This window comes from Paractinoplanes rishiriensis (assembly GCF_016862375.1).
GTDB lineage: Bacteria > Actinomycetota > Actinomycetes > Mycobacteriales > Micromonosporaceae > Actinoplanes > Actinoplanes rishiriensis.
On sequence record NZ_BOMV01000055.1, the window covers coordinates 64,444 to 90,014 of the forward strand.

At 68.2% G+C, this 25,571-nt stretch carries 25 protein-coding genes; 10 read left to right on the forward strand and 15 right to left on the reverse strand.

Features of this window, described 5'->3' with window-relative positions:
- Window positions 1-73: 73 nt before the first annotated feature.
- Window positions 74-496, reverse strand: a complete 423-nt coding sequence (locus Ari01nite_RS23035) for a YybH family protein (RefSeq protein WP_203783818.1) — start codon at window positions 494-496, stop codon at window positions 74-76.
- Between the two features lie 98 nt (window positions 497-594).
- On the opposite strand from Ari01nite_RS23035, the gene Ari01nite_RS23040 reads away from it, so the two are divergent.
- Together Ari01nite_RS23040 and Ari01nite_RS23045 are read left to right on the forward strand one after the other, a co-directional pair.
- Complete coding sequence (locus tag Ari01nite_RS23040) at window positions 595-966, forward strand: YciI family protein (RefSeq protein WP_203783826.1); 372 nt, start codon at window positions 595-597, stop codon at window positions 964-966.
- Complete coding sequence (locus tag Ari01nite_RS23045) at window positions 954-2,132, forward strand: RNA polymerase sigma factor (RefSeq protein ID WP_203783828.1); 1,179 nt, start codon at window positions 954-956, stop codon at window positions 2,130-2,132. The genes Ari01nite_RS23040 and Ari01nite_RS23045 overlap by 13 nt, the downstream gene beginning before the upstream one ends.
- A 2-nt stretch (window positions 2,133-2,134) precedes the next feature.
- Here the strand turns inward: Ari01nite_RS23045 and Ari01nite_RS23050 are convergent, their stop codons facing one another.
- From Ari01nite_RS23050 to Ari01nite_RS23065, 4 genes are read right to left on the reverse strand one after another with little or no spacing between them, the layout of a single operon-like run.
- Window positions 2,135-2,773 (reverse strand): SRPBCC family protein, encoded by a 639-nt coding sequence (locus tag Ari01nite_RS23050; protein WP_203783830.1) that lies wholly within the window; start codon window positions 2,771-2,773, stop codon window positions 2,135-2,137.
- Window positions 2,770-3,120 (reverse strand): ArsR/SmtB family transcription factor, encoded by a 351-nt coding sequence (locus Ari01nite_RS23055; protein ID WP_203783832.1) that lies wholly within the window; start codon window positions 3,118-3,120, stop codon window positions 2,770-2,772. The genes Ari01nite_RS23050 and Ari01nite_RS23055 overlap by 4 nt, the downstream gene beginning before the upstream one ends.
- A gap of 23 nt (window positions 3,121-3,143) precedes the next feature.
- Entirely contained in the window at window positions 3,144-3,992 is an 849-nt protein-coding gene (locus Ari01nite_RS23060; RefSeq protein ID WP_239162938.1) for a P1 family peptidase, read from the reverse strand.
- Between the two features lie 46 nt (window positions 3,993-4,038).
- On the reverse strand, window positions 4,039-5,664 hold the full coding sequence (locus tag Ari01nite_RS23065; RefSeq protein WP_203783835.1) for a methyl-accepting chemotaxis protein: 1,626 nt from the start codon (window positions 5,662-5,664) through the stop codon (window positions 4,039-4,041).
- A 161-nt stretch (window positions 5,665-5,825) separates the two neighbouring features.
- Between Ari01nite_RS23065 and Ari01nite_RS23070 the strand changes: the two genes are divergently transcribed.
- The 4 genes from Ari01nite_RS23070 to Ari01nite_RS23085 are packed head-to-tail and all read left to right on the forward strand — an operon-like array spanning window position 5,826 to window position 11,233.
- Window positions 5,826-7,988, forward strand: a complete 2,163-nt coding sequence (locus Ari01nite_RS23070) for an alpha-galactosidase (protein WP_203783836.1) — start codon at window positions 5,826-5,828, stop codon at window positions 7,986-7,988.
- An 11-nt stretch (window positions 7,989-7,999) separates the two neighbouring features.
- On the forward strand, window positions 8,000-8,908 hold the full coding sequence (locus tag Ari01nite_RS23075; protein ID WP_203783837.1) for a carbohydrate ABC transporter permease: 909 nt from the start codon (window positions 8,000-8,002) through the stop codon (window positions 8,906-8,908).
- A 10-nt stretch (window positions 8,909-8,918) separates the two neighbouring features.
- The gene (locus tag Ari01nite_RS23080) at window positions 8,919-9,863 is read left to right on the forward strand and encodes a carbohydrate ABC transporter permease (RefSeq protein WP_239162939.1); all 945 of its coding nucleotides are present in this window, start codon (window positions 8,919-8,921) and stop codon (window positions 9,861-9,863) included.
- A complete protein-coding gene (locus tag Ari01nite_RS23085; RefSeq protein WP_203783838.1) occupies window positions 9,860-11,233 on the forward strand; it encodes an ABC transporter substrate-binding protein in 1,374 nt (457 codons plus the stop codon). The genes Ari01nite_RS23080 and Ari01nite_RS23085 overlap by 4 nt, the downstream gene beginning before the upstream one ends.
- On the opposite strand, the gene Ari01nite_RS23090 is transcribed toward Ari01nite_RS23085, so the two are convergent.
- Both Ari01nite_RS23090 and Ari01nite_RS23095 read right to left on the reverse strand, forming a co-directional pair.
- Window positions 11,205-12,089, reverse strand: coding sequence for an alpha/beta fold hydrolase (locus Ari01nite_RS23090; protein WP_203783839.1), 885 nt, complete (start codon window positions 12,087-12,089; stop codon window positions 11,205-11,207). The genes Ari01nite_RS23085 and Ari01nite_RS23090 overlap by 29 nt on opposite strands.
- A 62-nt stretch (window positions 12,090-12,151) precedes the next feature.
- Window positions 12,152-12,871, reverse strand: coding sequence for a class I SAM-dependent methyltransferase (locus tag Ari01nite_RS23095; protein WP_203783840.1), 720 nt, complete (start codon window positions 12,869-12,871; stop codon window positions 12,152-12,154).
- 9 nt (window positions 12,872-12,880) lie between these two features.
- Between Ari01nite_RS23095 and Ari01nite_RS23100 the strand changes: the two genes are divergently transcribed.
- Window positions 12,881-15,331 carry an nSTAND3 domain-containing NTPase gene (locus Ari01nite_RS23100; RefSeq protein ID WP_203783842.1) on the forward strand — a complete coding sequence of 817 codons (2,451 nt, stop codon included), beginning with the start codon at window positions 12,881-12,883 and terminating at the stop codon, window positions 15,329-15,331.
- 191 nt (window positions 15,332-15,522) lie between these two features.
- The gene (locus Ari01nite_RS23105; protein WP_203783844.1) at window positions 15,523-15,924 is read left to right on the forward strand and encodes a hypothetical protein; all 402 of its coding nucleotides are present in this window, start codon (window positions 15,523-15,525) and stop codon (window positions 15,922-15,924) included.
- Between the two features lie 108 nt (window positions 15,925-16,032).
- Here the strand turns inward: Ari01nite_RS23105 and Ari01nite_RS49960 are convergent, their stop codons facing one another.
- Together Ari01nite_RS49960 and Ari01nite_RS49965 are read right to left on the reverse strand one after the other, a co-directional pair.
- A complete protein-coding gene (locus Ari01nite_RS49960) occupies window positions 16,033-17,607 on the reverse strand; it encodes a tetratricopeptide repeat protein (protein ID WP_239162940.1) in 1,575 nt (524 codons plus the stop codon).
- The gene (locus Ari01nite_RS49965) at window positions 17,591-18,472 is read right to left on the reverse strand and encodes a hypothetical protein (protein ID WP_239162941.1); all 882 of its coding nucleotides are present in this window, start codon (window positions 18,470-18,472) and stop codon (window positions 17,591-17,593) included. Before Ari01nite_RS49965 ends, Ari01nite_RS49960 begins: the two co-directional genes overlap by 17 nt.
- A 411-nt stretch (window positions 18,473-18,883) precedes the next feature.
- Here Ari01nite_RS49965 and Ari01nite_RS23115 point away from each other — a divergent pair, with 411 nt between their 5' ends.
- On the forward strand, window positions 18,884-19,084 hold the full coding sequence (locus Ari01nite_RS23115; protein ID WP_203783846.1) for a hypothetical protein: 201 nt from the start codon (window positions 18,884-18,886) through the stop codon (window positions 19,082-19,084).
- Window positions 19,085-19,320: 236 nt separating this feature from the next.
- Here the strand turns inward: Ari01nite_RS23115 and Ari01nite_RS23120 are convergent, their stop codons facing one another.
- The 3 genes from Ari01nite_RS23120 to Ari01nite_RS23130 form a co-directional block, all read right to left on the reverse strand.
- Window positions 19,321-19,908, reverse strand: coding sequence for an RICIN domain-containing protein (locus Ari01nite_RS23120; RefSeq protein WP_307837784.1), 588 nt, complete (start codon window positions 19,906-19,908; stop codon window positions 19,321-19,323).
- A gap of 484 nt (window positions 19,909-20,392) precedes the next feature.
- Window positions 20,393-21,280: a phosphotransferase gene (locus tag Ari01nite_RS23125; RefSeq protein ID WP_239162942.1), complete on the reverse strand. Its 888-nt coding sequence runs from the start codon at window positions 21,278-21,280 to the stop codon at window positions 20,393-20,395.
- Between the two features lie 91 nt (window positions 21,281-21,371).
- Window positions 21,372-21,716 (reverse strand): histone-like nucleoid-structuring protein Lsr2, encoded by a 345-nt coding sequence (locus tag Ari01nite_RS23130; protein ID WP_203783852.1) that lies wholly within the window; start codon window positions 21,714-21,716, stop codon window positions 21,372-21,374.
- Between the two features lie 212 nt (window positions 21,717-21,928).
- Here Ari01nite_RS23130 and Ari01nite_RS23135 point away from each other — a divergent pair, with 212 nt between their 5' ends.
- The gene (locus Ari01nite_RS23135; protein ID WP_203783855.1) at window positions 21,929-22,081 is read left to right on the forward strand and encodes a hypothetical protein; all 153 of its coding nucleotides are present in this window, start codon (window positions 21,929-21,931) and stop codon (window positions 22,079-22,081) included.
- A gap of 234 nt (window positions 22,082-22,315) precedes the next feature.
- On the opposite strand, the gene Ari01nite_RS23140 is transcribed toward Ari01nite_RS23135, so the two are convergent.
- The 3 genes from Ari01nite_RS23140 to Ari01nite_RS23150 all read right to left on the reverse strand — a co-directional run bounded on the left by Ari01nite_RS23140 (window position 22,316) and on the right by Ari01nite_RS23150 (window position 25,524).
- Window positions 22,316-22,990 (reverse strand): hypothetical protein, encoded by a 675-nt coding sequence (locus tag Ari01nite_RS23140; protein WP_203783856.1) that lies wholly within the window; start codon window positions 22,988-22,990, stop codon window positions 22,316-22,318.
- 195 nt (window positions 22,991-23,185) lie between these two features.
- Window positions 23,186-24,517, reverse strand: a complete 1,332-nt coding sequence (locus Ari01nite_RS23145) for an MFS transporter (protein WP_203783857.1) — start codon at window positions 24,515-24,517, stop codon at window positions 23,186-23,188.
- Window positions 24,514-25,524 (reverse strand): Ldh family oxidoreductase, encoded by a 1,011-nt coding sequence (locus Ari01nite_RS23150; RefSeq protein WP_203783858.1) that lies wholly within the window; start codon window positions 25,522-25,524, stop codon window positions 24,514-24,516. The genes Ari01nite_RS23145 and Ari01nite_RS23150 overlap by 4 nt, the downstream gene beginning before the upstream one ends.
- Between the last annotated feature and the right edge of the window lie 47 nt (window positions 25,525-25,571).

Sequence of the window (25,571 nt, forward strand, 5' to 3'; positions counted from 1 at the left end):
GGACGAGAGCTGGGAGGAAGCGCCTGGCCGCCGCTCGGGAGTGATGGACCCGCGCGGCGGCCCGTCTCGGCGGTTACGGCTGCAGGTCGATCGCGGCCTTCATTTCCTCGTCCATGTGGAACGGGACGGACTCGTGTTCGTGGGTTACCAGCCAGCGGCCGTCGATGCGGCGCAGGCCAAGCGTCACGCGGAACCACAGGGTGAACTCGTGGGTGGTTCCTCGCGGGGTCGCGGTCATCGCGTTGATGCTGGTGGCGAACGCCACGTCGGTGCCGGCGGTTACCTGGAGCTGCGTCACCCGCATGCGGGGCGGGGCCTCGAAGGTCGCCACCCACTCGGTCGCCGGCTTCGGGTCGCGGCCGTCGATGGTCTTGCCCAGGGGCGGGGCCAGGTTGTATTCGACCAGTTCGGGAGCGTTGTGGGCCTGCATGCCTTCGACGTCGCCGGCGGTCAGGCGGGCCGCGCGGTCGAGAATGATGTCGTGGATCTCCTGCATGGGTTCCTCCTGAAGACGAACTCGTAACGAAACTTCACGGGAGACGTCGAAGCCGCGCGGCCGGCTTCGACATCCTGGTGAGGCCAAGGAGGAAAATCGTGAAGTACGTGATCCTGATCCAGTCCAACCCGCGCAGCCTGGCCGCGTGGGAGGCGATGTCCGACGCGGAGCGGTCCGAGTTCGGCGTCGGGCACCTGCGGCTGACCGACGAGATGGCCAAGGCGGGGGTGCTGGTGGCGTCCGAAGGGCTGCCCGATCAGTCGCTGTCCAAGTGGGTTTCGGTACGTGACGGCAAGGCGCTGGCCTCCGACGGGCCCTACGCGGAGTCCAAGGAGCACTTGGCCGGCTTCTACCTGATCGACGTTCCGGGCGAGGACGACGCCGTCGCCTGGGCCGCCAAGGTGCCGGACGCCCGCTACACCGAGGTGGAGGTCCGGCCCGTGTACGACATGAGCGGGTGGGAGTTCTGAACCAGATCGAGGTCGTGCTGCGCACCACGACGCCGCAGGTGGTGGCGGCCGTGGTGCGCCGGTACGGCGACTTCGACGCGGCCGAGGACGCCGTGCAGGAGGCGCTGCTCGCGGCCGCCCGGCAGTGGCCGGCCGAGGGCGTTCCGGATGATCCGCGTGCCTGGCTGATCCGGGTGGCGTCGCGCCGGCGCATCGAGGCGATGCGCAGCGACGAGGCCCGGCGCCGGCGCGAGGCGCTGCCGGCCGATCCGCCGATGGAGGTACGCGGCGACGACGAGCTCACGCTGCTGGTGCTCTGCTGTCATCCGGACCTGTCGCCGCCCGCCCAGGTCGCGCTCACGCTGCGCGCGGTGGGCGGCCTGACCACGGCCGAGATCGCCCGCGCGCTGCTGGTGCCGGAGGCGACCATCGGGCAGCGGATCAGCCGGGCCAAGCAAAAGCTGCGCGGCAAGGAGCTGCGGTCGCGCGAGGACCCGTCGGCGCGCCTGCCCGGCGTACGGCAGACCCTGTATTTGATCTTTAATGAGGGGTCGACCGCGAGCGCCGGGGATGCGCTGCACCGGGTCGAACTCAGTGCCGAGGCGATCCGGCTGACCCGGCAGTTGCGGGCGCGGCTGCCCGGCGACGGTGAGGTGGCCGGGTTGCTGGCGCTGATGCTGCTCACCGATGCCCGGCGGCCGGCGCGCACCGCTCCGGACGGTCGGCTCGTGCCGCTCGCCGAGCAGGACCGGTCACGCTGGGACGCGGCCGCCATCGCCGAGGGCATCGCGATCATCACGGACGCGCTGAGCCGGTTCGAGGTGGGCCCGTTCCAGGTGCAGGCCGCGATCGCCGCGGTGCATGCGGAGGCGAGGCGGCCCGAGGCCACCGACTGGCCGCAAATTCTGCAGCTGTACGGGTTGCTGCACGCGCTCGCTCCGGGCCCGATGGTGACGCTGAACCGGATCGTGGCGCTCGCCGAAGTGAGCGGCCCGGCGGCGGGACTGGCCGCTCTGGAAGCGGCGGCGCTGGCCGGCCACCACCGGTTCGCCGCGGTCCGCGCCCACCTGCTCGAGCGGACCGGCGACACCACGGCGGCCCGGGACGAGTACCGGCGCGCGGCCCGGCTCACGCTGAGCCTGCCGGAGCGCCGCTATCTCGAATCCCGGGCCGCGCGGCTCACCTGAAATCACTCGGCTCCGGTGAACGCCTTGAACGAGCGCTCGGCCCGGGCCTTCGCCACCGCCGGGTCCTCGCCGCCGGCGATCGCGGCCTCGGCCCACGCCTCGCTGCTCAGCCGCATCATCAGGACGCCGTCCGGGGAGCCGGCCCAGGCCATCTTCTCCTCCTGGGAGACGAGGACCGCGCCCTCCGGGTCGGACAGGAAGAGCCGCAGGCCGACCAGGCCCGAGTCCCAGCCGATGCCGGTGGCAGCGGGGCCGTACTGCTCCCAGAACTCGTCCTTGACGTGCGCCACGTGCTCCAACTCGAACCGGGTGCCGTCACCCTCGGGGGTCAGCCGTACCTCGATCCAGCTGACCTCGCCGCCGTATTCCCAGGTCGCGGCGTAGCCCCGGGGCTTGTCGCAGCGTGAGATGCTGCCGCCGGCCTGGCCCTCGAACTGGTAGTGGCCGCCCTCCTTGAGCTCGCCGCTCACCGGCAGGAACCAGCGGCCGATCCGCTCGGGCGTGGTGACGACCTCCCACAGATCGTCGATGTCGGTGTCGTAGACCTGGCTGATGACGGACACCTTGGCCTCGCCGGCCTCCAGGGTGCGGCTGCCCACGGAGCGCCGCACCGCACTGATCTGCTGCCGGACGTCGATCATTGCTCGTTCCCCTCACTCGCCAGACGGCGTTGTCGTTTTCCCCGCGCCACCTCGGTGGCCATTGCTGCCAGATGCGGTTGCCAGAACCGCCGGAACCGGCCGAGCCACGCGTCGGCCTCGCGCAGTGCGGTGTCGTCGACCGCGTAGAGCCGCCGCGCGCCATCCGGGCGCACGGTGGCGAAGCCGTTGTCCCGTAACACCCTGAGGTGTTGCGAGACGGCCGGCTGGGAGATCCCGAACTCCGCCCGGATGACCTCGGTGACGTCACCGGACGACCGCTCGCCCTCGGCGAGCAGCTCCAGAATCCGCCGGCGCACCGGGTCGCCGAGCACATCGAACGCGTGCACGGGCCGAGGCTATCAGAAGCGACTTATATAAGTACAGCGTTTTGAATTGCCTCCGCCATCACCTCGGCGGCAACCCCGCGGATCAGGTCGAGATCCGCTTCGGCGACCTCGCCGGTGGCCAGGGCGACCACGGCGTCGCCGTCGTAGCGGGAATGGGCCGGGTGCAGGGCGCGGGCGAAGCCGGTGTGGCCACTCTGCGCGAGGAGGAAGCAGTCGTTCTTGCTGAGACGGGCATCGGTGAGCAGGACCGCGATGGTGGTGTTGCCGGCGACGAAGGGCTTTTCTTCGGACATTTCGGAAATGTTTGGCGTAAAGGGTGCGGTGGGGGTGATCACGTCGCCCCAGGCGTTGACGACGGCCACCGCTACCACCGAAGCGGCCCCCGCCGCGCGCTGTGCCACGCCGACACCGCCCGGGTCGGCCCGGCCTCGCCACTTGCCGGTGGTCGCGCCGGCGCCGGCGCCGACCGCGCCGGTGGCGAACGCTTCCCCGCTCAGCGCCGCCAGCAGAGCCGCCTTCCCGTCGGCCGCGGCCGGTGGGGTGCCGGCGACCGAGGCGTCGAAGAGGCTCATGCCGACCACGATCGGCACCGGGCCGTACGGGGTGGCGAAGCCCGAGCCGCGCGCCCGCAGTTCGCGCAGCACGCCGTCGCCCGCGGCCAGGCCGAAGGCCGAGCCACCGGACAGCACCACCGCGTCCACCCGGTCGACCAGGCGGGTCGGGTCGAGCAGGGCGAACTCGCGGGTGGCCGGTGCGCCGCCGCGGACCTCGCCGGAACCCACCGTGCCGGGTGGCGGGACGATCACGGTCACGCCGGTGCCGGCGCCGGTCCAGTGGCCGGCCCAGGCCGAGAGCAGCTGCGGATCACTCACCCGCCCCATTCAACCCCGTCAGTAGCGGCCCGTCAGTAGCGGCCCGTCAGTAGCGGAACGTGGACACCAGGCTGGTGAGTTCCGCCGACATCCGGGCCAGTTCGGTGGTCGCCTCCTGGGACTGCTGCACACCCTCGGTGGTGCGCCGCGCCGCCTCCGCCACGCCGGTGATGTTCTGGGCGATCTCGCTGGTGCCGGTCGCCGCCTCGGACACGCTGCGGTTCATCTCGGCCGTGGTGGCCGTCTGTTCCTCGACCGCGGACGCGATCGTGGTCTGGAAGTCGGAGATGCGCGCGATCACGTGGCTGATCTCCTCGATCGCCGAGACCGCGCCCTGGGTGTCGGACTGGATCGCCGAGACCCGCTTCGAGATGTCCTCGGTGGCCCGGGCCGTCTCCTGGGCCAGGTCCTTCACCTCGGACGCCACCACCGCGAAACCCTTGCCGGATTCCCCGGCCCGGGCCGCCTCGATGGTCGCGTTCAGGGCCAGCAGGTTGGTCTGCTCGGCGATCGAGGTGATCGTGTTGATCACGTTGCCGATCTCCGAGGACGACTCCCCCAGCTGGTTCATGGTGGTCGAGGTCCGCGCCGCCAGCCCCACCGCCTCGCTGGCCACCTGCGCCGCCTCGCTGGCGTTCTGCGATATCTCGCGGATCGACGCGCCCATCTCCTCGGAACCCGCCGACACGGTGTCCACGCTGCGCGACACCTCCTCGGCCGCGGTCGACACCACCAGCGCCTGCTCCGAGGTCTGCTCGGCGGACGACGCGATCTGCCGGGCCACCCCGTTCATCTGCTCGGAGGCGCCGGCCAGCGCGGTCGCCGAGTTGTCGATGGTGGACACCGTGCCGCGCAGCTTCACCATCGCCTCGTCCAGCGCGCGGCCCATCTGGCCGGGTTCGTCGCGGGTGGTGAGCCCGCTGGTCCGGGTCAGGTCGCCGGCCGCCAGCGAGTCGCACACGCCCCTGACCCGGCGCAGCGACCGCACGATGCCGCGGGAGATGAAGATGCTCAGCGTGATCGCTCCGACCGACCCGCCGGCCAGCAGCGCGATGGTCTGGATCCGGCTGTCGCGGTAGGACCGGACGGCCTGCGCGTCGGCGGCAGCCGCATCCGCGTTCTCGGCCGCGCGAAGCCCCTCGACGTTCTTGGCGATCGCCGACAGCAGCGGCGCGATCTCGTCGTCCCGGGTGTTCTGCCAGGCCTCGATGTCCCTGGTCCGGCCGGCCGGGATCTGCTTGTTCTGCGCCAGGTCCACGTACGCGGCCCAGTTGCTCTCCAGCTCGGCGACCAGCGACGCCTCGCCGGCCGGCCCGCTCGCCCGGTACTGGTCGAACGCCTCGCCGACCGCCGCGAGGTCGCCCTGGAACGCCTCGGTGTACTTGGCCGTGCTGGCCGCGTCCTTGGAGAGGATCTGGTTGGCCAGGCTCACCCGGGTCTCGGCCATCTCGGTGGTGATCATCCCGAGCGCGTTGATGCTGGGCAGGTTGCCCCGGTACATGTGGTGGGCCGCGTTGGCGGTGCCGCTCAGCGCGTACAGGCCGAGCGAGCCGATCACCAGCGCCACCACGACGCCGACGGCCACGATGATGCCGATCTTCACCTGCACGCTGAGGTTCGCGAACAGGCCACGCCCCGCCGCGGGCGCAGGGGACGTCGTTGAGGCGCTCATGCCGATCTCCCGCTGCCGATTACCTGCCGTTAACCGTACGTTTCGGGCACGCGGCGGGGGGCCGAATCGGCTCGGCTTGACACCTCAGCCGCCCCCGAGCAGTCTCACTTTTATCGATTTAGCACTTCCGGCTCACCGGTACCACGCCAAGGGAGCATCGGATGGATCCCGTCGAGGACGCTGCCGTCGTCGCCCTGACCGCGGCCGGTGTGACGGTGCTGATCGATGCCAACTGGGCAGGGTTGCCGGTGATCGCGTACTGGGGCCCGGAACTGCCGCCGCTCGACGCCGGCCAGGCCGCCGCGCTGATCCGGGCCGGCGAGCCGGTGGCCGGGTCGAACAACCTCGACCCGCGCCCGCGGGTGGCCGTGCTGGCCGAGCACGCGACCGGCTGGACCGGCCGGCCCGGCCTCAGCGGCTCGGCGGCGGGCCTGGGCTGGTCGACGGCGTTCCGGACGGACCGGCCCCGGCAGGGCTTCGTCAGCGGCGGCGCCGGGCGGCACGTCACCGACGCGGTCGACGACACCGGCCGGCTGGCGCTGCGGCTCGAGTTGGAACTGCTGCCCACCGGCCTGCTGCGGGCCCGCGCCGAGGTCACCAACCGCGGCGCCGAACCGTACGAGCTCCATGATCTGACCCTGTCCTTCCCGCTGCCGGCCGAGGCCACCGAGCTGCTCGACTTCGGCGGCCGGCACAACCTGGAACGGGTGCCCCAGCGCGGCCCGCTGCACGTCGGCACCCACCTGCGCGAAAACCGCAAGGGCCGGACCGGCGCCGACAGCGCGTACGTGCTGCACGCCGGCGCACCCGGCTTCGGTTTCGCCCGCGGCCGGATCTGGGCCGTGCACACCGCCTGGAGCGGCAATCACGTGCACTACGCCGAGCGGGTGTTCACCGGCGAGCAGCGGATCGGCGGCGGCGAGTTGCTGCTGGCCGGCGAGGTGCGGCTGGCCGAGGGCGAGAGCTATCAAAGCCCATGGGTGTACGCCGCACACGGCGACGGTCTGGACGAGGTGGCCCGCCGTTTCCACCGGCACCTGCGCGCCCGGCCACGCCCGGTCGGCGCCGAGCGCCCGGTGACGCTCAACGTGTGGGAGGCCGTCTACTTCGACCACGACCTCGGCCGGCTAACCGACCTGGCCGAGCGGGCCGCACGGCTCGGCGTCGAACGGTACGTGCTGGACGACGGCTGGTTCGGTTCGCGCCGCGACGACACCTCGGGACTGGGCGACTGGGTGGTCTCCCCGGACGTCTGGCCGGACGGGCTGCACCCGCTGATCGACCGGGTCCGGGGGCTCGGCATGCAGTTCGGCCTCTGGTTCGAGCCCGAGATGGTCAACCCGGACTCCGACCTGGCCCGCGCGCACCCCGAGTGGATCATGGCGGCCAGAATCACGGCGGCCGGGCCGGAATGGCCGGTCGAATCGCGGCACCAGCAGGTGCTCAACCTCGGCGTCCCGGCCGCGTACGAGCACGTGAAGGGCCAGATCCTGGCGATCCTCGGCGAGTATGCCGTCGACTACATCAAGTGGGACCACAACCGCGACCTGATCGAGGCCGGCACCCAGCCCGCCGGCGGCCGGCCCGGCGTACACCTCCAGACGTTGGCTTTTTATCGCCTGCTCGACGAGATCCGCGCGGCCCACCCCGGGCTGGAGATCGAGTCCTGCTCCTCCGGGGGCGCCCGCGTCGACCTCGAGGTGCTCGAACGCGCCGACCGGATCTGGGTGTCCGACAACATCGACCCGCACGACCGGCAGCACATGCTGCGCTGGACCACCCAGCTCATCCCGCCCGAGTTCATGGGCTCGCACATCGCCTCGGACCGCAGTCACGTCACCGGCCGCCGGCACGACCTGGCGTTCCGGGCCGGCACCGCGGTCTTCGGTCACCTCGGCATCGAGTGGGACCTGGCCGAGGCGACCGACCGCCAGCTGGCCGAACTCGGCGAATGGCTGGCTTTCTTCAAGGAGCAGCGCGGCCTGCTGCTCGGCGGCGACCTGGTCCGGATGGACGGGTACGGCGACGACGTGCTGGTGCACGGCGTGCTGGCACCGGACCGCTCCCGCGCGCTGTTCGCCATGGTCACCATGGCCAGCCCGTATCCCGATCCCCCGGCCCGGCTGCGCCTGCGCGGCCTGGACCCGCACCGGCCGTACCGGGTCCGGCCGGCGCGGCGGGCCGGGCGCGCACCGCTGTGGTGGGGGCCGGACGACACCGGCGAGATCTTCAGCGGCGCCGCCCTCGAGCACGTGGGTGCGGCCTGCCCGCGTGTGCACCCGGATCAGGTAGTGCTCTACCGCGCGGACGTGATGCCGCCGTAGAAGGAGACACGATGGCCGTGACCACCGCTACCCCAGGAGTCAAACCGGCAAAGAAACAGGACGACACCCGTCTGGCGATGTTCTTCATCGCGCCCGCCCTGCTCGGCTTCCTGGTCTTCATGATCTGGCCGACGCTGCGCGGCCTCTACCTCAGCTTCACCAAGTTCAACCTGCTCACCCCGCCCGAGGTCAACGGCCTCGACAACTACGTGCGGATGGTCCAGGACCCGGTGTTCTGGAACGCGATGTGGGTGACCCTCTACTACGTGATCGTCAACATCGCGATCCAGACCGTCCTGGCGCTGGCCATCGCCGTGATGATGCAGCGGCTCACCCGGCGCACCTGGCTGCGCGGCGCGGTGCTCACGCCGTACCTGGTCTCCAATGTGGTGGCCGCGATGGTCTTCCTCTGGATCCTGGACTACCAGCTCGGCATCGGTAACTGGGTGCTGGAGCAGATCGGGCTCAACCGGATCGCGTTCCTGGCCGACAGCGCCTGGGTGATACCGACCATCGCCCTGATCAACGTGTGGCGGCACGTCGGCTACACGGCTCTGCTGATCTTCGCGGGTCTGCAGACCATTCCGGAGACCGTGTACGAGGCGGGGCGGATGGACGGGGCCGGCGAGATCGCCATGTTCCGCCGGATCACCGTGCCGCTGCTCCGGCCGATCATGGCGCTCGTCCTGATCATCACCGTGGTCGGGTCGTTCCAGGTGTTCGACACCGTCGCGATCACCACCCGCGGCGGACCGGTCGACTCCTCGCGGGTGCTCCAGTTCTACATCTACGACATGGCGTTCGGGCGCTTCCAGTTCGGCTACGCCTCGGCCATGTCGGTGGCGCTGCTGATCGTGCTCGTGATCATCACATTCGTCCAGTACCGGCTCACCCGGGCCGAATCGTCGGACCTGGCCTGAGGAGCGCGCCATGGCCACCACCACGACCCCGCCGGTCACCACGCCGGAGACCAGCACCGAGACCGCCCCGCCCGAGCGGGCCGGCTTCAACCTCGGCCGGGCCCTCGCCTGGCTCTTCATGATCCTGGTGATCCTCGCCTCGCTGTTCCCCTTCTACTGGATGCTGCGGACCGCGCTGTCCAGCAACAACGCCCTCTACGCCGGCTCCGACAGCCTGCTGCCGGTGCAGTTCGACTGGGGCGGCTTCGCACGGGTCTTCGGCCTGCAGACCGGTCAGGAGGCGATCGACAACGGCGGCGCCGGCCAACCCATCGAGTTCTGGCACTACCTGCTGAACTCGGTGATCGTGTCCACCCTGGTCACCGGCGGCCAGGTGTTCTTCTCGGCGATGGCGGCGTACGCGTTCGCCCGCCTCCAGTGGAAGCACCGCGAGAAGGTGTTCGGCTTCTTCCTGGCCGGCCTGATGATCCCGGCGATCTTCACGCTGCTGCCCAACTTCGTCCTGATCAAGCAGCTGGGCCTGGTCGACACCCTGCTCGGCGTGGCCCTGCCGACCATGCTGATGACGCCGTTCGCGGTCTTCTTCCTGCGCCAGTTCTTCCTCGGCATCTCGCGCGAGATCGAGGAGGCGGCCCTGGTGGAGGGCGCCTCGAAGATCCGGGTGTTCTTCCGGCTGATCCTGCCGATGTCCTCGGCGCCGATCGCCACCCTGGCGATCCTCACCTACATCACCTCGTGGAACGACTACTTCTGGCCGCTGATGGTCAGCTACACCGACCGGTCCCGGGTGCTCACCGTGGCGCTGGGCGTCTTCAAGTCGCAGACGCCGCAGACCGGCCCGGACTGGTCCGGCCTGATGGCCGCCACGCTGGTGGCCGCGCTGCCGATGCTCATCCTGTTCTGCTTCTTCGCGAAGCGCATCGTCAACTCGATCGGATTCAGTGGGATCAAATGAAGCGCATAGCGGCCCTGCTGACCGTCTCGCTGCTCGCCGGGTGCGGGTGGGGAGGGGCGGAAGCCGCCACCGGGCCTGGTGGCAACGGCACCATCGAATACTGGCTGTGGGACTCGGCCCAGCAGCCCGGATACCAGAAATGCGCGGACGAATTCGCCAAGCAGAACCCCGGCCTGCGGGTGCGCATCTCGCAGTACGGCTGGGACGTCTACTGGTCCAAGCTGACCGCCGGCTTCATCGCCGACACCGCACCCGACGTGTTCACCGACCACCTCGCCAAATTCGCCCAGTTCGTCGACCTCGAGGTGCTGCGCCCGCTGGACGACCTCGGGCCGACCAGCGACATCGCCGACGACGACTACCAGCCGGGGCTGGCGGCGCTGTGGAAGGGCCAGGACGGGAAACGGTACGGCTCGCCGAAGGACTGGGACACCATCGCGATGTTCTACAACCCGCAATCGCTGGCCGATGCCGGGATCGATCCGGCAAGTTTGCAGAATTTGTCGTGGAATCCGGTCGATGGCGGGACTTTCGAGAAGACCATCGCGCGGCTGACCGTCGACCGCAACGGCGTGCGCGGCGACGCTCCCGGCTTCGACAAGAACAACGTGGCGCAGTACGGGCTCGGGTCGGACGGCGCCGGCGGGGGCGGCTGGGGCCAGACCCAGTGGTCCGCGTTCACCGGCAGCGCCGGCTGGCAGGCCACCGACAAGAACCCGTGGGGCACCCACTTCAACATGGACCAGCCCGCGTTCCAGGACACCCTGCGCTGGTACTTCGGGCTGGCCGAGAAGGGCTACATGCCGAGCTTCGCCGAGATCGGCGGCAACAACCCGGTCGGCGGCGACAAACAGATCCAGTCCGGCCTGGCCGCCGTCGCGCTGAGCGGGTCCTGGATGATCTCCACGTTCAGCAACCTGACCGACGCGTCCGGCGCCAAGCTGAACATCGGCGTCGCACCCACCCCGATCGGGCCGACCGGCAAGCGGGCCTCGATGTTCAACGGCCTGGCCGACTCGATCACCACGCTGTCCCGGCAGCCGGACAGCGCGGCGAAGTGGGTGAAGTACCTGTCCGGCGCCGAGTGCCAGAACATCATCGGCGAGTCCGGCGTGGTCTTCCCGGCCCGGCCGGAGGGCACCGAGAAGGCCATCGCGTTCAACCGCGACGACCGCAAGCTCGACGTCTCCCCGTTCACCGACCAGGTGCTCGACAAGACCACGTTCCTGTTCCCGGTGACCTCGAACGCGGCCGACATCACCGCGCTGATGGTGCCGAGGCTGGACGCGGTCTATATCGGCGAGGCGCCGGTGGAGTCACTGACCGCACTCAACGATCAGCTCAACGCCCTGTTCGAGGTCGCTCAATAGCGTTGCCGGCGATCGCGCCGGCCAGTTGCGGCCACAGCTCCCGCGGGAGGTCGTGCCCCATCCCCGGGATGATCAGCAGTTCGGCGCCGGCGACCGCGGCGGCGGTCGCCTCGCCCCCGCTCACCGTGATCAGCGGGTCGTCGGCGCCGTGGATCACCAGGGTCGGCACCTTCACGCCGCGCAGCCCCTCGGTGCGCTCCGGGGAGGCCAGGATGGCCGCGTACTGCCGCATCGTGCCCTGCGGCCGGTAGCCGCGGTCGAACTTCGCGGCGTGCTTGCGCTCCAGTTCCTGCTGCGGAGCGGGGTACCCGGGCGAGCCGATCACCCGGGACGCGGCCACCCCGCCGGCGATAGCCTCCTCGCGACTCGGCGCGGCCGGCCGCATCAGCACGGCCGCGGCCTCGGGCGTGGCCCGGCCCACCGCCCGGTCGCCGGTGGTCGACATGATCGAGCAGAGGCTGGCGGTCAGGTCGGGATGGTCGATCGCGAACTGCTGAGCGATCATGCCGCCCATCGACGCGCCGACCACGTGCGCCCGTTCCACGCCGAGCGCCCCGAGCAGCCCGGCCGCGTCGGCGGCCAGATCCGAGAGCAGGTACGGCACGGTGGCCGGGTCACCGCCCAGGATCGCCGGCACGTTCGGCACACCCAGGTCGTCGAGCAGGCTGGACCGGCCGGCGTCCCGGTTGTCGTACCGGATCACGTGAAAGCCGCGCCCGGCCAGCTCCTCGACAAAGCCGTCCGGCCAGTCGACCAGCTGCGCCCCCAGCCCCATGATCAGCAGCAGGGCCGGATCCGAGGGGTTGCCGGCGGTCTCGTAGCAGAGGTCGATGCCGTTCGCGTGCAGATGGGGCATGGGGGCCATTCTTACGCACCGGGCCTCCGCCGGTCTTGTGCTCAGCGCTGTGCAGATGTCGGTCAATAGCGCGGCCGGCAGACGTTCATGTGGGTCAGTTGCGCGTCGACGATGGCGTCGACCGACGGTAGCCGGTAGCTGGCCACTATCTCGACCCGGTCAGCGGGTAGATGTCCCCGGCCGGGATCGCCGACGAACACCTGAGCGCCCCGCGCCGCCGCACGCTCGAGAAACGCCAGCATCCGCAAGGCCAGCGTCTCGGTGTAGAAAACATCACCGGCCAGGATCACCTCCGCGTCACCCCCGTCGCCGTCCAGCAAATCGGCATGGCTTTCGGTCACCGTCACCGCGTTGGCCCTGGCGTTCAGCACGCTCGCCGCGACGGCGTACGGGTCGATGTCGTTCGCGATGACCGCCGACGCGCCGGCCTTGCCGGCCGCGATGGCCACCAACCCCGAACCCGAGGCCACGTCCAACACCCGCCGACCGGCCACCGTCTGCGGATTGTCCAGCACGTAACGGGCCACCGCCCGGCCGCCGGCCCACGCCGACGCCCAATACGGCGGGACCTGCAGGGCCAGCGAGCGGGCCTGCATCCTGGCCCACCACACAGTGGAATCCCGCGCCAGATACAGCCGCACCTCGGGTACGAAGGGCACCTCGACCAAACACAGTTGATCGAGCCCGCCGGCGGCATCAGCACCACCACCCGACGCCGCGCTGCCAGCGATCGCCACCTCATGCTTCAGATCGAGTAGGGCCAATTCCGGTGCGGTCAACATTGACCCAGCATGACAGCAGAGATCAGGAACCACCTTTCCGGCCCGCACACGCCGGGCACACCGTGCGGGCCAGCCCGGCTCCTCAACCACTACGCGTACCAGCCGATCACGCCGCAGATGGCCTGCTGCTGCCGCTCCATCGGCCCGGCTACCCCGACGATCCTCGTCACCGCATGCCCTTACTATTCCCATGTGCACGACTTCTCAGCGCTAACCGACGTTGAGCTGGAGCAGTTAGCCGCGGCCCTGCTCACTGCCGAGCTGTCCCGGCCGGTGGAATGCTTTGCGCGTGGTCCCGATCGCGGAATTGATCTCCGTTGGCGTGTCGACGGCGGAGGATGGGGAGTCGGACAGTGCAAACATTATCAACGATCATCGTTTGCCAACCTGCGCTCGGCAGCAAAGCAGGAGGTACTCAACGTCGAACGGCTCGATCCCGCGGAGTATCTTTTCGTCACCTCCTATGACCTTACGGTCGGACAGAAAGATCAGCTCCACGAACTATTTCGGCGATGGATGGCCGGCCCTCACTGCGTGATCGGCCGGAATGACCTCTCCGCGTTATTGACTAAGCACCGGGACGTCGCGCGCCGCCACCCTAAGGTGGTCGCCGCCAATGCAGCACGTGACTGGTGGGCAGAACACCCAGAAATCGCGAACCGGGCCTCCGCGTTGAAGGACCGGGTATCAAAGGCCTTGCCGCGCTATGTGGTAAATGCTGGATATTACCGCGCCCGAGCACTTCTGGATCAGCGTCGAGTGTGCGTGATTGCGGGGATCCCAGGTATCGGAAAGACGATGTTGGCACAGTTCCTCGTCGCCGAAGCTCTGGGTGAAGGATATGAGCCAGTCGAAATCTCCGGCGACATTTCCGAGGCGTGGGCAGCATTCCGGGAAGACCGACCTCAGGTGTTTCTTTACGACGATTTCCTGGGTCAGGTTCGATTCTCGCTGCAGAAGAACGAGGACCAGCGCATTTCAAATTTCGTAGAGAAGGTTGCCGCATCGAAGGCAAAGAAGTTCATTCTCACCACTCGTGAATACATTCTTAAGGACGCATTGGCGGCTTACGAGAAGCTTGAAATGCTAGATCAACGCATGTACCTTGTTCTCGCTCTCGAAGACTATTCCCGAGCCAACCGGGCCAAGATTCTTTACAACCATCTTTGGCACTCGGATCTTGACCGGAAGAGTCTTGCTGAAGTCGCCATGAGCTACCAGCGGATCGTGGACCATCCAGGCTACAGTCCTCGGCTGGTCGAGTACTGCACCGGACCAGCGCTTGAGGGCGAAGGCGCGGACTTCGTCGAGAGATTCGTCGACGTCCTCGACAACCCCGACAAACTTTGGCGGACCGCATTCGATCAACACCTTACTGAGGAGCAGAAATCAGCCGTGGTCGCCCTGGCGACCCTCCCCACTGATTGTGAGGTCGACGATCTCCTCACTGCTGCCCTCAGCTTGTGCCGGGAACGCGGCCTGCGAAATGTAGCGCTGCGCGATTGCCGTTTCGCGATTGAAGTCGTCGAGGGCACATTTTTGTCGGTTGGTCAGACCGGAGATCGCCCAGTTGTCCGCATCCTCAATCCTTCGGTTACGGATTTCGTCCAGAATCGGATACAGAACGACGAGGAACTCCTGCGTATGGTGCTCGACGGAGCTGCCTTCTTCGAGCAACTTCAGCAGATGTGGGACTTTCTTAGACCAAGGCCGCCGCGGAGATTGGGCGCGCGCGCCACTCCGCCGGGCTTAAATATCGAAAACCTCCGGAGTCGATTCACTGCCGCTTTGGACAGGACGATATACGAACAGTCGGCACTGCGGCGATTCGAGTGGGTCCACGCGAATGGATGGAAGTATCAAGAATCCTCGAACTATTTCGAGGAGCGAGTCGGGTATTGTATGCGACTGCCCGCAGGCTGGCGGCCAGACGACTGGCCAGACGAAATCTTTCGGCAGCTCGAAATTCGATGGCGCCATCGAGTCGGAGATAAACTTAGCGCGGTGCGACTGCTGGAAGAAGCCGAACGGCGGTTCCAACTGCCGGCAGATCTCCTTGCTGCCGCGGCTCGTTCACTCGATCGGTGGCTTGAGGTAGATTTGGACGAGCCGGAGGATTGGGTCGCATATCTCGACCGGTTGGCCAGCCGTGGCGGAGCGTGGCGTGCCGACGAGGTGCTGCGTAGACGTTACCAAGAGTTTGTGGAGAGACAACTGAGGCGGTGGTCTCCGACGCCACCGCACTTTGAAGATCTCCGCCATTATGCGAAGGAATTCGGGCTCAGCTCACTGGTACGACAGCTGAACGACGCCGACCGGAAAGCCAACAAGCTAGCGGAAATCCGGGAATCGCGTGACGTTTCCACCGCAGCGCTGAAACCGCCGGTTAATGACGCGGAGGATGACGCCACGCTGAAAAAATTGTTCAACCGCCTGATTGATCGGGGCGAAGGCGACTAATTAATCGGGGCACCCGAGCACCGGCCGGCGGCCAGAGACAGCGCGATGGCCTCGCCGTCGCTACGCTCCTACACCCGCCCGAAGCCTCCTCGGTGCGGCAGGCAGTGCGCCACGTCATGTGGCGCGGGTGGGGCAGTCCTTCATCCGTTAGGCATGACGCGGGCCGGCGGCCAACAGGGCACGATCCGGCTATGAAACGAATCTCCGGAATCCTCGCCGCCACGGTCGTCCTCGGTGCCGCGGGTTGCGCCGGCGATGCCGAGCCTGTGCCCGCGGTGTGCGACAGCTACGCCGCCGTGCAGAACACCGTGGACCACATCCGCGACACGAACGTCTCGGAGAACGGGCTGACCGCGCTCCGGCCGTATCTCAACCAACTGCGGGACCAACTCCATCAGCTGTACCTCGACGCACAGGCACAGTTCGCGTCGCAGGCCGACGTTCTGCGGACGACCGTCGACCAGCTCGCGGCAGACGTCCGGACCGCGAACGAGGCCCCCAACGTCACCAACCTGGCCGCGGTGCGGAGTTCCGTCGCCGCCGTCCGGAGCAGCGCGCAGACCCTGCGCGACGCGATGGCCTCGACCTGCTGAGGAGCCGCCGGAGACGAACGCGCGGCGACATTGAATGGGAATCCGAGATAGAGGCTGTCGAATGCCCGTGCACTCTCGTCGGCGGATCTGACGTCGCCGGTCGGCGGCTCAAGTTGTTCGTGTATCGGTGCTGAGCGCGGCTAGGCGAGCGCGGACCTCGTCGGCTTCGGGTGTGCCGAGGTCGGTGTAGAAAGCGGCGGCTTGCTGGCAATGGTGGCGCGCCTGGTCGGTGTGGCCGAGGGCGTGGTGGGCGCGGCCGAGGCCGGCGTGAGCTCGGGCCTGGTGATGGCAGGCGGTGGCGGCTTCGGGCTGGTCGTGGCGGTTGTGCAGCAGGCCGAGGTTGTCCAGCGCGTGGGCCTCGCCGGCCCGGCTGGCGAACTGCCGGTACAGGGTCAGCGCGTGTTGCAGATGCGTGTGCGCGTCGTCGTACCGCTCTAATTGTGTTTCCACGACGCCGAGGTTGTTGAGCGTCGACGCTACTGTGCGCAGGTCGCCGGATTGCCGGGCGAGCGTCAGATTCTGCTGGTAACAATCGATGGCGTCGGCGAAGTCGCCAATACGCCGCAGCGAGATACCGAGCCCGAGAAGGGCCCGAGTCTGACCGAGGCGGTCGCCTTCCTGCCGATACAGGGTCAAGGCGTGACGTTTGCGGGCGATGGCCTGGGGGTAGTCGCCGGTCCGGTCGGCGACGTAGCCGAGGCTGGTCAGTGCGCGAGCCTCGCCGAGCGGATCCCTGAGCTCCCGGAACAGGTCGAGAGCCGGCTCAAGGTGGGTACTTGCCATTTCGTGGTCGCCCAGCCGCAGGTAGGCGTAGCCGAGGTCGCGCATGGCGTGCGCCTGCCCGGCACGATCGCCGCCGTACAGGGCGGCCTGCCGGGCGTGGCCGTGCACCGTCACGGCGCTGGAGAAGTGACCGCTGTCGTTGAAGTAGGAGCACAACGTCCGCGACAGCCGGACGGTGTGGCCCGGCCACCCGTGCGCTGCGGTATGGGCTGCGACCGCGGTCAGCGTAGACCGTTCTGTGTCCAGCCAAACCGTAGCGGTATGCGGGTCGGTCAGCTCGGGTGCCGGGGTGTCCGTCGCCGGGACCGGCGGGCGCCAGTGTCGCTCCGCGGGATCCAGGACGTTCACGGCCGCCGCGCTGACCGCCAGGTAGTGATCGAACAGTCGGGTCAGTGCGGCGCGGCGCTCGGCGGGGCGGTCCTGGTCCTGGGCCCGGCCGGCGGCGTAGGTGCGTACCAGGTCGTGGAAGCTGTACCGGTCCCGGCCGGACTCCTGCAGCAGGTGGTCGCGGCGCAGGTGGCCGAGCCGGGTGCGGGCGGTGACCAGGCGGGTACCGGTCAGGGCGGCTGCGGCGTAGGCATCGAAGTCCTGGCCCGGGTGCAGTGCCGCCAGGCGCAACAGCCGTTGCCGGTCGGCGGGCAGGTGCTGGTAGGACAGGCTCAGGGCGAATTCGACGCCGGAGTCGAGGCGCTGCTGGTGCCGGCGTTCGTCGAGCCGGTCGGCGTGGTCGGTCAGGGTCCAGCCGTCGGTGTTGCGGACGTGCCCGGCGAGCACGCTCAGGGCGAGGGGCAGGTAGCCGCAGCGTTCGGCGAGCCGGGCCGCGGCCCGGGGGTCGGTGCCGACCGGCACGTCCGGCAGGGCGCCGGCCAGGAACGAGACCGCTTCATCCGGGGTGAACACGTTGAGGGTGAACCGGACCGTCGGCCGCAGGTCGTCGAGGCTGCGGCGGCTTGGTCACCAGGGTCAGGCAGCCTGGGGCGGCCGGCAAGAGCGGGCGGACCTGTTCGGCGGTGGCTGCGTTGGCCAGGACGATCAGCGCCCGGGTTCCGGCCAGCCGGTCGCTGAAGGCGGCGCTACGGGCCGTGAGGTCGTGCGGGATCCGGTGAGCCGGCACACCGAGCAGGCGCAAAAAACCTTCGAGGACGGCGTACGGATCGGCCGGCGGCTGGGCCGGATCGGGGTGGAAGCCACGCAGGTTGACGAACAGGACCCGGTCGACAACCCCCTCCCGGACGAGCTGATGCCCCGCGTGGATCGCGAACTGAGACTTGCCGACTCCGGCCATGCCCTCGATCGCCGAGATCACCGCCGCCGCACCGGCCGGCCCAGGGTGCCGGAGAACCGCGCGTAGTTTGTCCAGCTCGGTGGTGCGGCCGATGAACCCGGGCAACACGTCTGGCAGTGCGTCCTGCACCCGGACCTGAGACGCCGCCTCGATCTCCGCACCGATCACTCGCAGGGCCTGCCGCCACCGCTCCACGTATCCGGCGTCGGGCTCAAGCGCCTCTACCACGGCGAGAACGAGGTCGGTGTCCAATCGCCGGCGACCCGGCCGGAAACAACTCGCAACGGTGGCCTTGTGGGTCAGCTCGTTCGCCGGGCGGCCCGCCGCGGTCCGCGCCCCGTTCACCCGGTCCTTGATCGCCCGATACGACGGGTCGCCGGCCCACACCTTCAACAACCGCAGCCGCTCGATCGCATCATCGAGACAACGCGCCTGACCCGGATCGGGACGAGCGGCCAAGATCTCAGCCGACGTGGTCATTGGACTCCTCCGCGAACGCGCCGCCCTCCATCGACGGGACAACCTTCTCGGCGAGACCTCGACGATACCGACAATCGCCAGAACAGTTGGGCCCCTCAGCGGCGTCTCGACTTCGTCGCGCCGTCCGGCCCGACCTCGAGACTCAGCAGCAGGCCAGCATGCGTCACCAGCGGAGGGAGGACTGGAATGCGCCACCGGGACGCCCAGCCGGGCGGCGCTCAGCCGATGCGGCGTCCGATATCTCGGCTGTCTGCGAGCGGTATTGCGGGCGCAGATCGACGCCGAGGCAGGCCTGATCCGGCGAGCACCTGCTCTGGGAGTTACTGGTGGTGGCCGGCCGCTGGCCGGGGAATCGACTACGGCAGTTGGGCACACCACGTTCACGCGTTCGGCCGGGCGTTCTGGTGGGAGATGCTGCAGATCAACCCCGACCAGGCCGATGTGCGGCTCGCCACGTACGTCGCCGCCCAATGGCGTGAGCGGCTCGCCTTGACCCCCGCTGGCAAGCCCCGCCGTGACGTGCACAGCCTGCTCTTCCGGGTTCGTGCCTTCTACCGCGACCCCCGGTTCGACGCCGGCGCCGCCGAGGCTGACTGCTTCTGGGCATCATGAGGGATTGGGCGGCCGTCACGACGGCCGCCCAATCCTTGGTGTAGATACTTGTGAAGATGAATCCTGGACGCTCTGTTGGTGCCGAGGGTTCGGCGTTCACCCGTTCAGTTCTGGTTGAAAGGTCGTGCCAGGTGTTCAAGACCCCGCACGTTCACCCGGATCGCGGCGATCCCCGCGTCCGGCTTACCCTCAGGTCAGCCCGGGCCCCTACGATCATCGAGGTTAGTGCTCCCTCTTCATACACCTGCGGGTCGCTTCCACGTCCACAATTGGCTGTAGTTTGAGGGGTCGCAGCCGGATTGCACCAGCTTCACGCTATTGGCGGTGCCGTTGCCCGCGGCAGTGATGCAGAGGGCGCTGTCCAAGCTGACGAGGTGGTAATAGTCGGTGGACCCACTGACGGCAACCAGGCGTGGGTACCACCGCTCGTTGTCGACCGCGCTGCACGGGTATTGAATTATCGCGGCGTTGGTTTGCTGCGAGGCGCCCTGGACGTTGAGGCACTTGCCGGTGAGGTCGTTCTTGATGTAGTAGTAGCCGGGGTACGAGTCGTTGAAGTGCCAGTACTGATTGACGGCGCCGGCCTTGCATCCGTAGATGATGACCTGCACGTTCTCGGTGGTGCCGTGTGGCACGTCAATGCACCGATTAGAGGACTCTCCAATGATGTTGTAAGGTCCCTGACTCGCAGCCAGGACCGGCGCACTCGCAGCCAGAGCCGGCGCCTGGGGCAACAGCGCCAAGACCCCGCAGGTCGCGATTGTGAGGGTCGCAAAACGACGCAACCGTTTCCTAAGCATGACGGTTCCTCCCGTTAGACGCATGTTCGTCGGTTGTGGTGTGCCTTCCTTCAGGCACGGCACAAAGCGATCGCTCACCCGAGTGTCGAGTGGGGAGAGGCGACTGACGGGATATCGAGACGAACCTAGACGCAAATCCCGGCCGAGTCGCTGGCCTCGGTCGGGGCTGACGCAGACCGCTGCGGGGCTGGTGCCGGGGCGCGGTGGATAAGGCGGAGAAGGCCCGGGCGTCCCAGGTGGTGCAGGAGCGTTGGCCCCGATCCTGCTCTACACGCAAAGCAGCGACCGCTCGTGGTGACGGCAGGGCGTCCGCCAGCACCAGCATCCCGGCCAGACCATCTTTGACCAATAGCCACGCACCCACATGCCGCGATCAGCTCGTCGCCCACCGTGATGGCCAGCCTGCCGATACGTGTCTCCTTGGCCGGGCGAAATTGGGAATGGGAATCGAGCGATGCTCCTTCGGCTTGTCCGGGTCTGGGAGGAAAAGCGGGGTGCGACCGCTCCTTCACGCGAGCCGTGACTCAGCCATGCACAGCTGCCACTCGACCACCTCGGACGAAGCGGATCGGATTGCTCGGGACAGGTGGTGCAGCATCCAATGCGCCCAGTACCTCCGAAGGGTCGCGGGGGCGATCCGGTCGAGGAGGATCTCGTCGAGGTGGGCCGCGGCTGCGTTCTCTACCGGGTCGGCGTCCGGTGACCGGACGAACCACTCTCGATCAAACCGGGTTTGGACAAGCGCGAAGAACCGATCACCACGGTATGCACCAAGATTCCAGTCGACGACGCCGGTAGCGCGATCGTTCTCATCGAAGAGAACATTCGCCGCCGAGAGATCGACATGCACCAGGTCGATACCGGCTGTTTCGATTGGCTCTCGTTGCCCGATTCGACGGATCTGCTCCAGCACCCGGCGACTGCGCTGACTATGCGCCTCCAGAACCTCATGGCGAGGACATGAACCGCCGCTGCCAGCAAGGCGCACCGGAGGCGCCGGCACATCGGGCCGCGCGGCGAGAGCGCCGGCGAAACGGTCGTTGATCTCTACCAGCGCGTCCACTCTCGCGGGAGTCAGACGTCGGAGCGGGGAACTGGGTAGCCGCTCCTGCACGAACACAACACCGTCATGAAGCTCGACCACAAGATCATGCCTAGGCACCGGTAGCCCCCGGTCGCGGACGTAGGCGAGAACCTCGGCAGTACGGTCGGCCTCGGGACGCGGACCTAGAAAACGAGTCACCACTGCCTGTCGGCCGTCCGGCCACTCAGCGTAGATCGCGCCGCCGAGCCTTCCCTGCGGAGCCCGACCAACAACCCTCAAACCCGCACTCGTACGCCCATTTATTGCTGAGACGACCTCGTGATCTCGTGCCGCCGTAAACGTACTATCCATAGCCGAAGCCTTACCCCAGACCGGGTACGCACCAAAGTACCGCCGTGCCTGGGCTGTTGCGGCACGGCGGGCCGCGGTTGAGTTGGGCTGTTCAGCGTTTGGCGTGGAAGGCCTCGGCGATGGAGGCTGGGATGCGTCCTCGTTCCGATACCTCGTAGCCGTTCTTGGTGGCCCACTCCCGGATGGCCTGATTCTGGTCCCGGTTCGTCCGGCTGGGCGCGGCAGCGGTGCGAGAGCCGTTACGGCCGTTGGCGCCGGCGCGGCCGACCCGGGACGCTGCTGTCAGGTAGGGCTCAAGGCTCTTGCGGAGTTTACCGGCGTTCTTGTCGGACAGGTCGATGCTGTAGTTGATACCGTCGAGCCCGAACTCGATGGTGCGGTCCGCGTCACCGCCGTCAAGGTCGTCCGTCAGCACCGTGATGACTTGCTTCGCCATGATGTCGTCACTCCTGTGAAGATGCCATTAACGTTCGTTTGAAATTCTGCTGTCCTACCATAGCGGCTCCTCATATCGGAACGGTCAGCGCATCGACGTAACCGTCTCTGGGCTGCGTCCTCAAACGCCGAGCCACTGCCAAAGGCCGGCCCGGCGGTTCCGGCGTGGGTTGTCTGGGTACATAAGGGCACGCGATTCGAGGAGGCAGCACCATGGCAACTCTCGTCCAACGGGTTCGTGCATTCCTGCAGAGCCCCCAGGGTCGGCGGCTGGTCGACCAGGGTCGTCGGCAGGTGGCCAAGCCGGAAAATCAACGCCGGTTGCGCGGGCTGTTCACCCGGCTGCAGAGCCGGCGCCGCTACTGACCAGCGGTCCTGCGAGCTTGCGCCTTAAGTAGCCTCGTGCCATGTCTGGCAAGGCGGAGCGACGAGCCGGGCGGAGATCGCCGCGGCGATGATCCGCGAGAGCGGTGACGACTGGCGGCTCGGTGTCGCCGGCGCGCACTCTCATGGCCGCTGTCCGCCGCGATCCGTATTCGTATCAGCAATCCCGGCCGAGCCACCGCAACCCTTGAGCGGCAGGCACTTGGTCGTTCTTTTCTACGGCAGACGGAAATTGACCAGGAAGGGCCACTTCTGTGCCAGATCGGCAAGTTCGAGAACCCTGCCGTTCTGGACGATGAGCCGCTGGTTGTCGCGGTAGAAGCTGTACTTCAGGGTTCCCCTTTCCAGCTCGACCGACACGTCGTCGAGGTCGTGCGTGAACTGCTCGGGCAACCCCGGGATATTCGACAGGGGGGTGTTCACCGCTGGCCCGGCGAGGTTGGTGAACGTTACGAACTGCGAGCCCCGGACGGCGAAGTATGTCACCGGGACGCCCTGCCCGGGGTTGTAGCTGGAGATTCCGTCATAGTCCTGAACCTGAAGGATCGGTCCGGCGACGATGCCGCTGTCCTCGAAGGTGATGACGAAAGGCCCCTTGGTGAAGGTGTATATCCAGCGGAAGCCGGGCCCGCTGAAGTCGACCGAGGCGCCGTCCAGATCCTGGTGGAAGAGGGCCGGCAGGAAGGGCCACTTGTCCTGGATCCGGCCCGGCCCTTCAATGATTCCCTTGTCGTTGTAGATGACGTATCGGTCCTGGATGAGCGCCAAGTGCTTCCAGACGTTTCTTTCATTGGCGGTCGTGACCGCGTCGAAGTCACGCAACCCGGCGTTTATTCCCGAATTGTTCGCCGCGATCGCAGGACTCGGAACGGCGACCACGGCTGCGGCCACTACCGTCGCCAGTAGTCGCCATCTCCAGGATCGGTTCTGTGCAGACCGGAACTTGTTAACCACGTGTGAGGTCCTCCTCGAGCCCACGAAGTATCGGAGCTTTCATCTGACAGCGATTCGCGCGACCGACACGGCTAGACGGAATCTGTCGGATTACTTACCAAGGGGCTGGGAGGTGAACGCCGGCAGTGACCGTCAGCGCGACCGGTCTGGCTTCGCGCCGACCAGGTCGTCCTGGTCGGGGTGCACCGCGCGGATGTCCATGGTCCGGGCCTCGCGGGCGGCCAGGAAGGCGATCAGTGACACCACCGCGGTGCCGGCTATCCACGCGGCCACCAGCCACGGCTCGCCGTCGCCGCGCTGCAGCAGGTACGCGGCGATCAGCGGTGAGAAGCCGGCGATGGCGGCGCCGATCTCGCGGGACGCGGCGAAGCCGGTGTAGCGGACGCCGGCGCCGAACAGCTCGGCGTAGAAGGCCGGCTGCACCGCGATCATCGGCGCGAACCCGATGCCGCCCGCGATGCAGAGCGCCAGCCAGATCAGCGCCGGCACGCCGGTGTCCAGCAGCAGGAAGTACGGGACCGCGAACAGGGCGGTGAAGATGACGCTGAACAGGTTGAGCGGTTTGCGGCCGATCCGGTCGGACAGTGCCCCGTAGATCGGCTGGCACACGATCACGACCAGGCCCATCAGGATCACGCCGGTCAGCGGCACCCAGCGCGGCTTGCCCAACTCGTCGACCACATAGGACACCGTCCAGCTGGCGAAGATGTAGACGATCGCGGTGTCGCAGATGTGCGCGCCGATGCCGACCAGGAAGCTGCGCGGGTAGCGCTTGACGGCGTCCAGGATCGGGGTGCGCACGACCGTCCGGTTGCGCTCCATCTCGCGGAACACCGGCGATTCGGTGACCCGCAGCCGGACGTACATGGTCACGAAAATCATCAAGAAGCTGAAGAGGAACGGGATCCGCCAGCCCCACGACTCGAGCTGGTCGTCCGGCAACAGACCGACGAACAGGAACGCGACCGTGCCGAGTACCAGGCCGATCTGCACGCCGGTCTGCGCGAACGAGGCGTAAAAGCCGCGCCGCTCCGGTGGCGCGTGTTCGGCCAGCAGGGTGGCCGCGCCGCCGAACTCGGCACCCGCGCCCAGCCCCTGGCAGATCCGCAGCAGCACCAGCAGGATCGGTGCCAGGATTCCGATCGAGTCGTATGTGGGCAGCAGCCCGATCAGCCCGGTGCCGATGCCCATCACCAGCGTGGTGATGATCAGCGTGGAGCGGCGGCCGATGCGGTCGCCGAGCCGGCCGAAGAAGAAGCCGCCGACCGGCCGGAACAGAAAGGCAACCCCGAAGGTGGCGAACGCGATGAGGGTGCCCACGGCGGGCTCGGCCTCGGGGAAGAACAACTTGTCGAACACCAGCGCGGCGGCGGTGCCGTAGATGAAGAAGTCGTACCACTCCAGCGCGGTACCGACCAGCGAACCGGTCACCACGCGCCGCAGTTCAGGAGATGTGGTGCTCATTTCGGGCCTCCGGGCAGGCTGCACAGCTCGCGCCAGGTGAGGTCGGACAGGGGGATGCCGTCGCGGAGTCGTTCCGCGCGGGTGGTGGCCTCGATCTCGCCGGGCACCAGGACCCGGCCGCCGACCGCGGTCGCGGTGCCGCCGAGCAGCGCGCAGAAGTCCTCGCACTGCTGCCGGAACTCGGCCACGGGCACGAAGGTCGCGATGTCCACCGCGACGACGACGGTGCCGAAGGTGTTGTCGTAGCCGGGCAGGCTGGAGATGCCGGTGCCGGTCAGCAGCCCGCCGACGATCTCGATGAGGACGCTGAGCCCGTAGCCCTTGTGCAGTCCGAACGGCAGCAGCGCCCCGCCGCGGTAGAAGTCGCCGGGGTCGGTGGTCTCCCGGCCGTCCGGGCCGACCACGACGCCGGGCGGGAGGCTCTCCCCCGCGGCCGCGGCCAGCGCGACCTTGCCCTCGGCGATGCCCGCGGTGGCGAAGTCGGCCACCACCGGGGCGTGGCCGCCGGCGCGGGGCGCGGCCCAGGCGAACGGGTTGGTGCCGAGCCGCCGCTCGCGCCCACCGAACGGGGCCACGTTCGCATCGGTGTTGCCGAAGGCGACCCCGATCGCGTCGTCCGCGGCCAGCCGGTGCACGTACTCGCCGAGCCGGCCGACGTGGCCGCACCGGCGGATCGGCACCACGGCGGAACCGTTCTCGCGGGCCAGGCGCCGCGCCTCGGTGACCGCGAGCCGGGCCGCGAGATGGCCGAACCCGTTGCGGCAGTCGACCGCGGACGCGCCCGGCCGGAGGTGTTCGAGGGCGGGTTCGGCGGCCGGGTCGAGCCGGCCGTCGCGGATGAACTCCAGGTACTGCTGGACCCGGCGGACCCCGTGCGAGTCGTGCCCGACCAGGTCCGACTCGACCAGCGAGGCGGCCACCGCGTGCGCGTGCGCGGCCGGGGCGCCCGCCGTGGCGAGGATCCCCTCGGCGGCCGCCACCAGCGTGTCGCGCTCGACCAGGGCCACGGTGACCTCCTTCAATGAGGTAGATCACACTTCTTGACCGCCGGGCC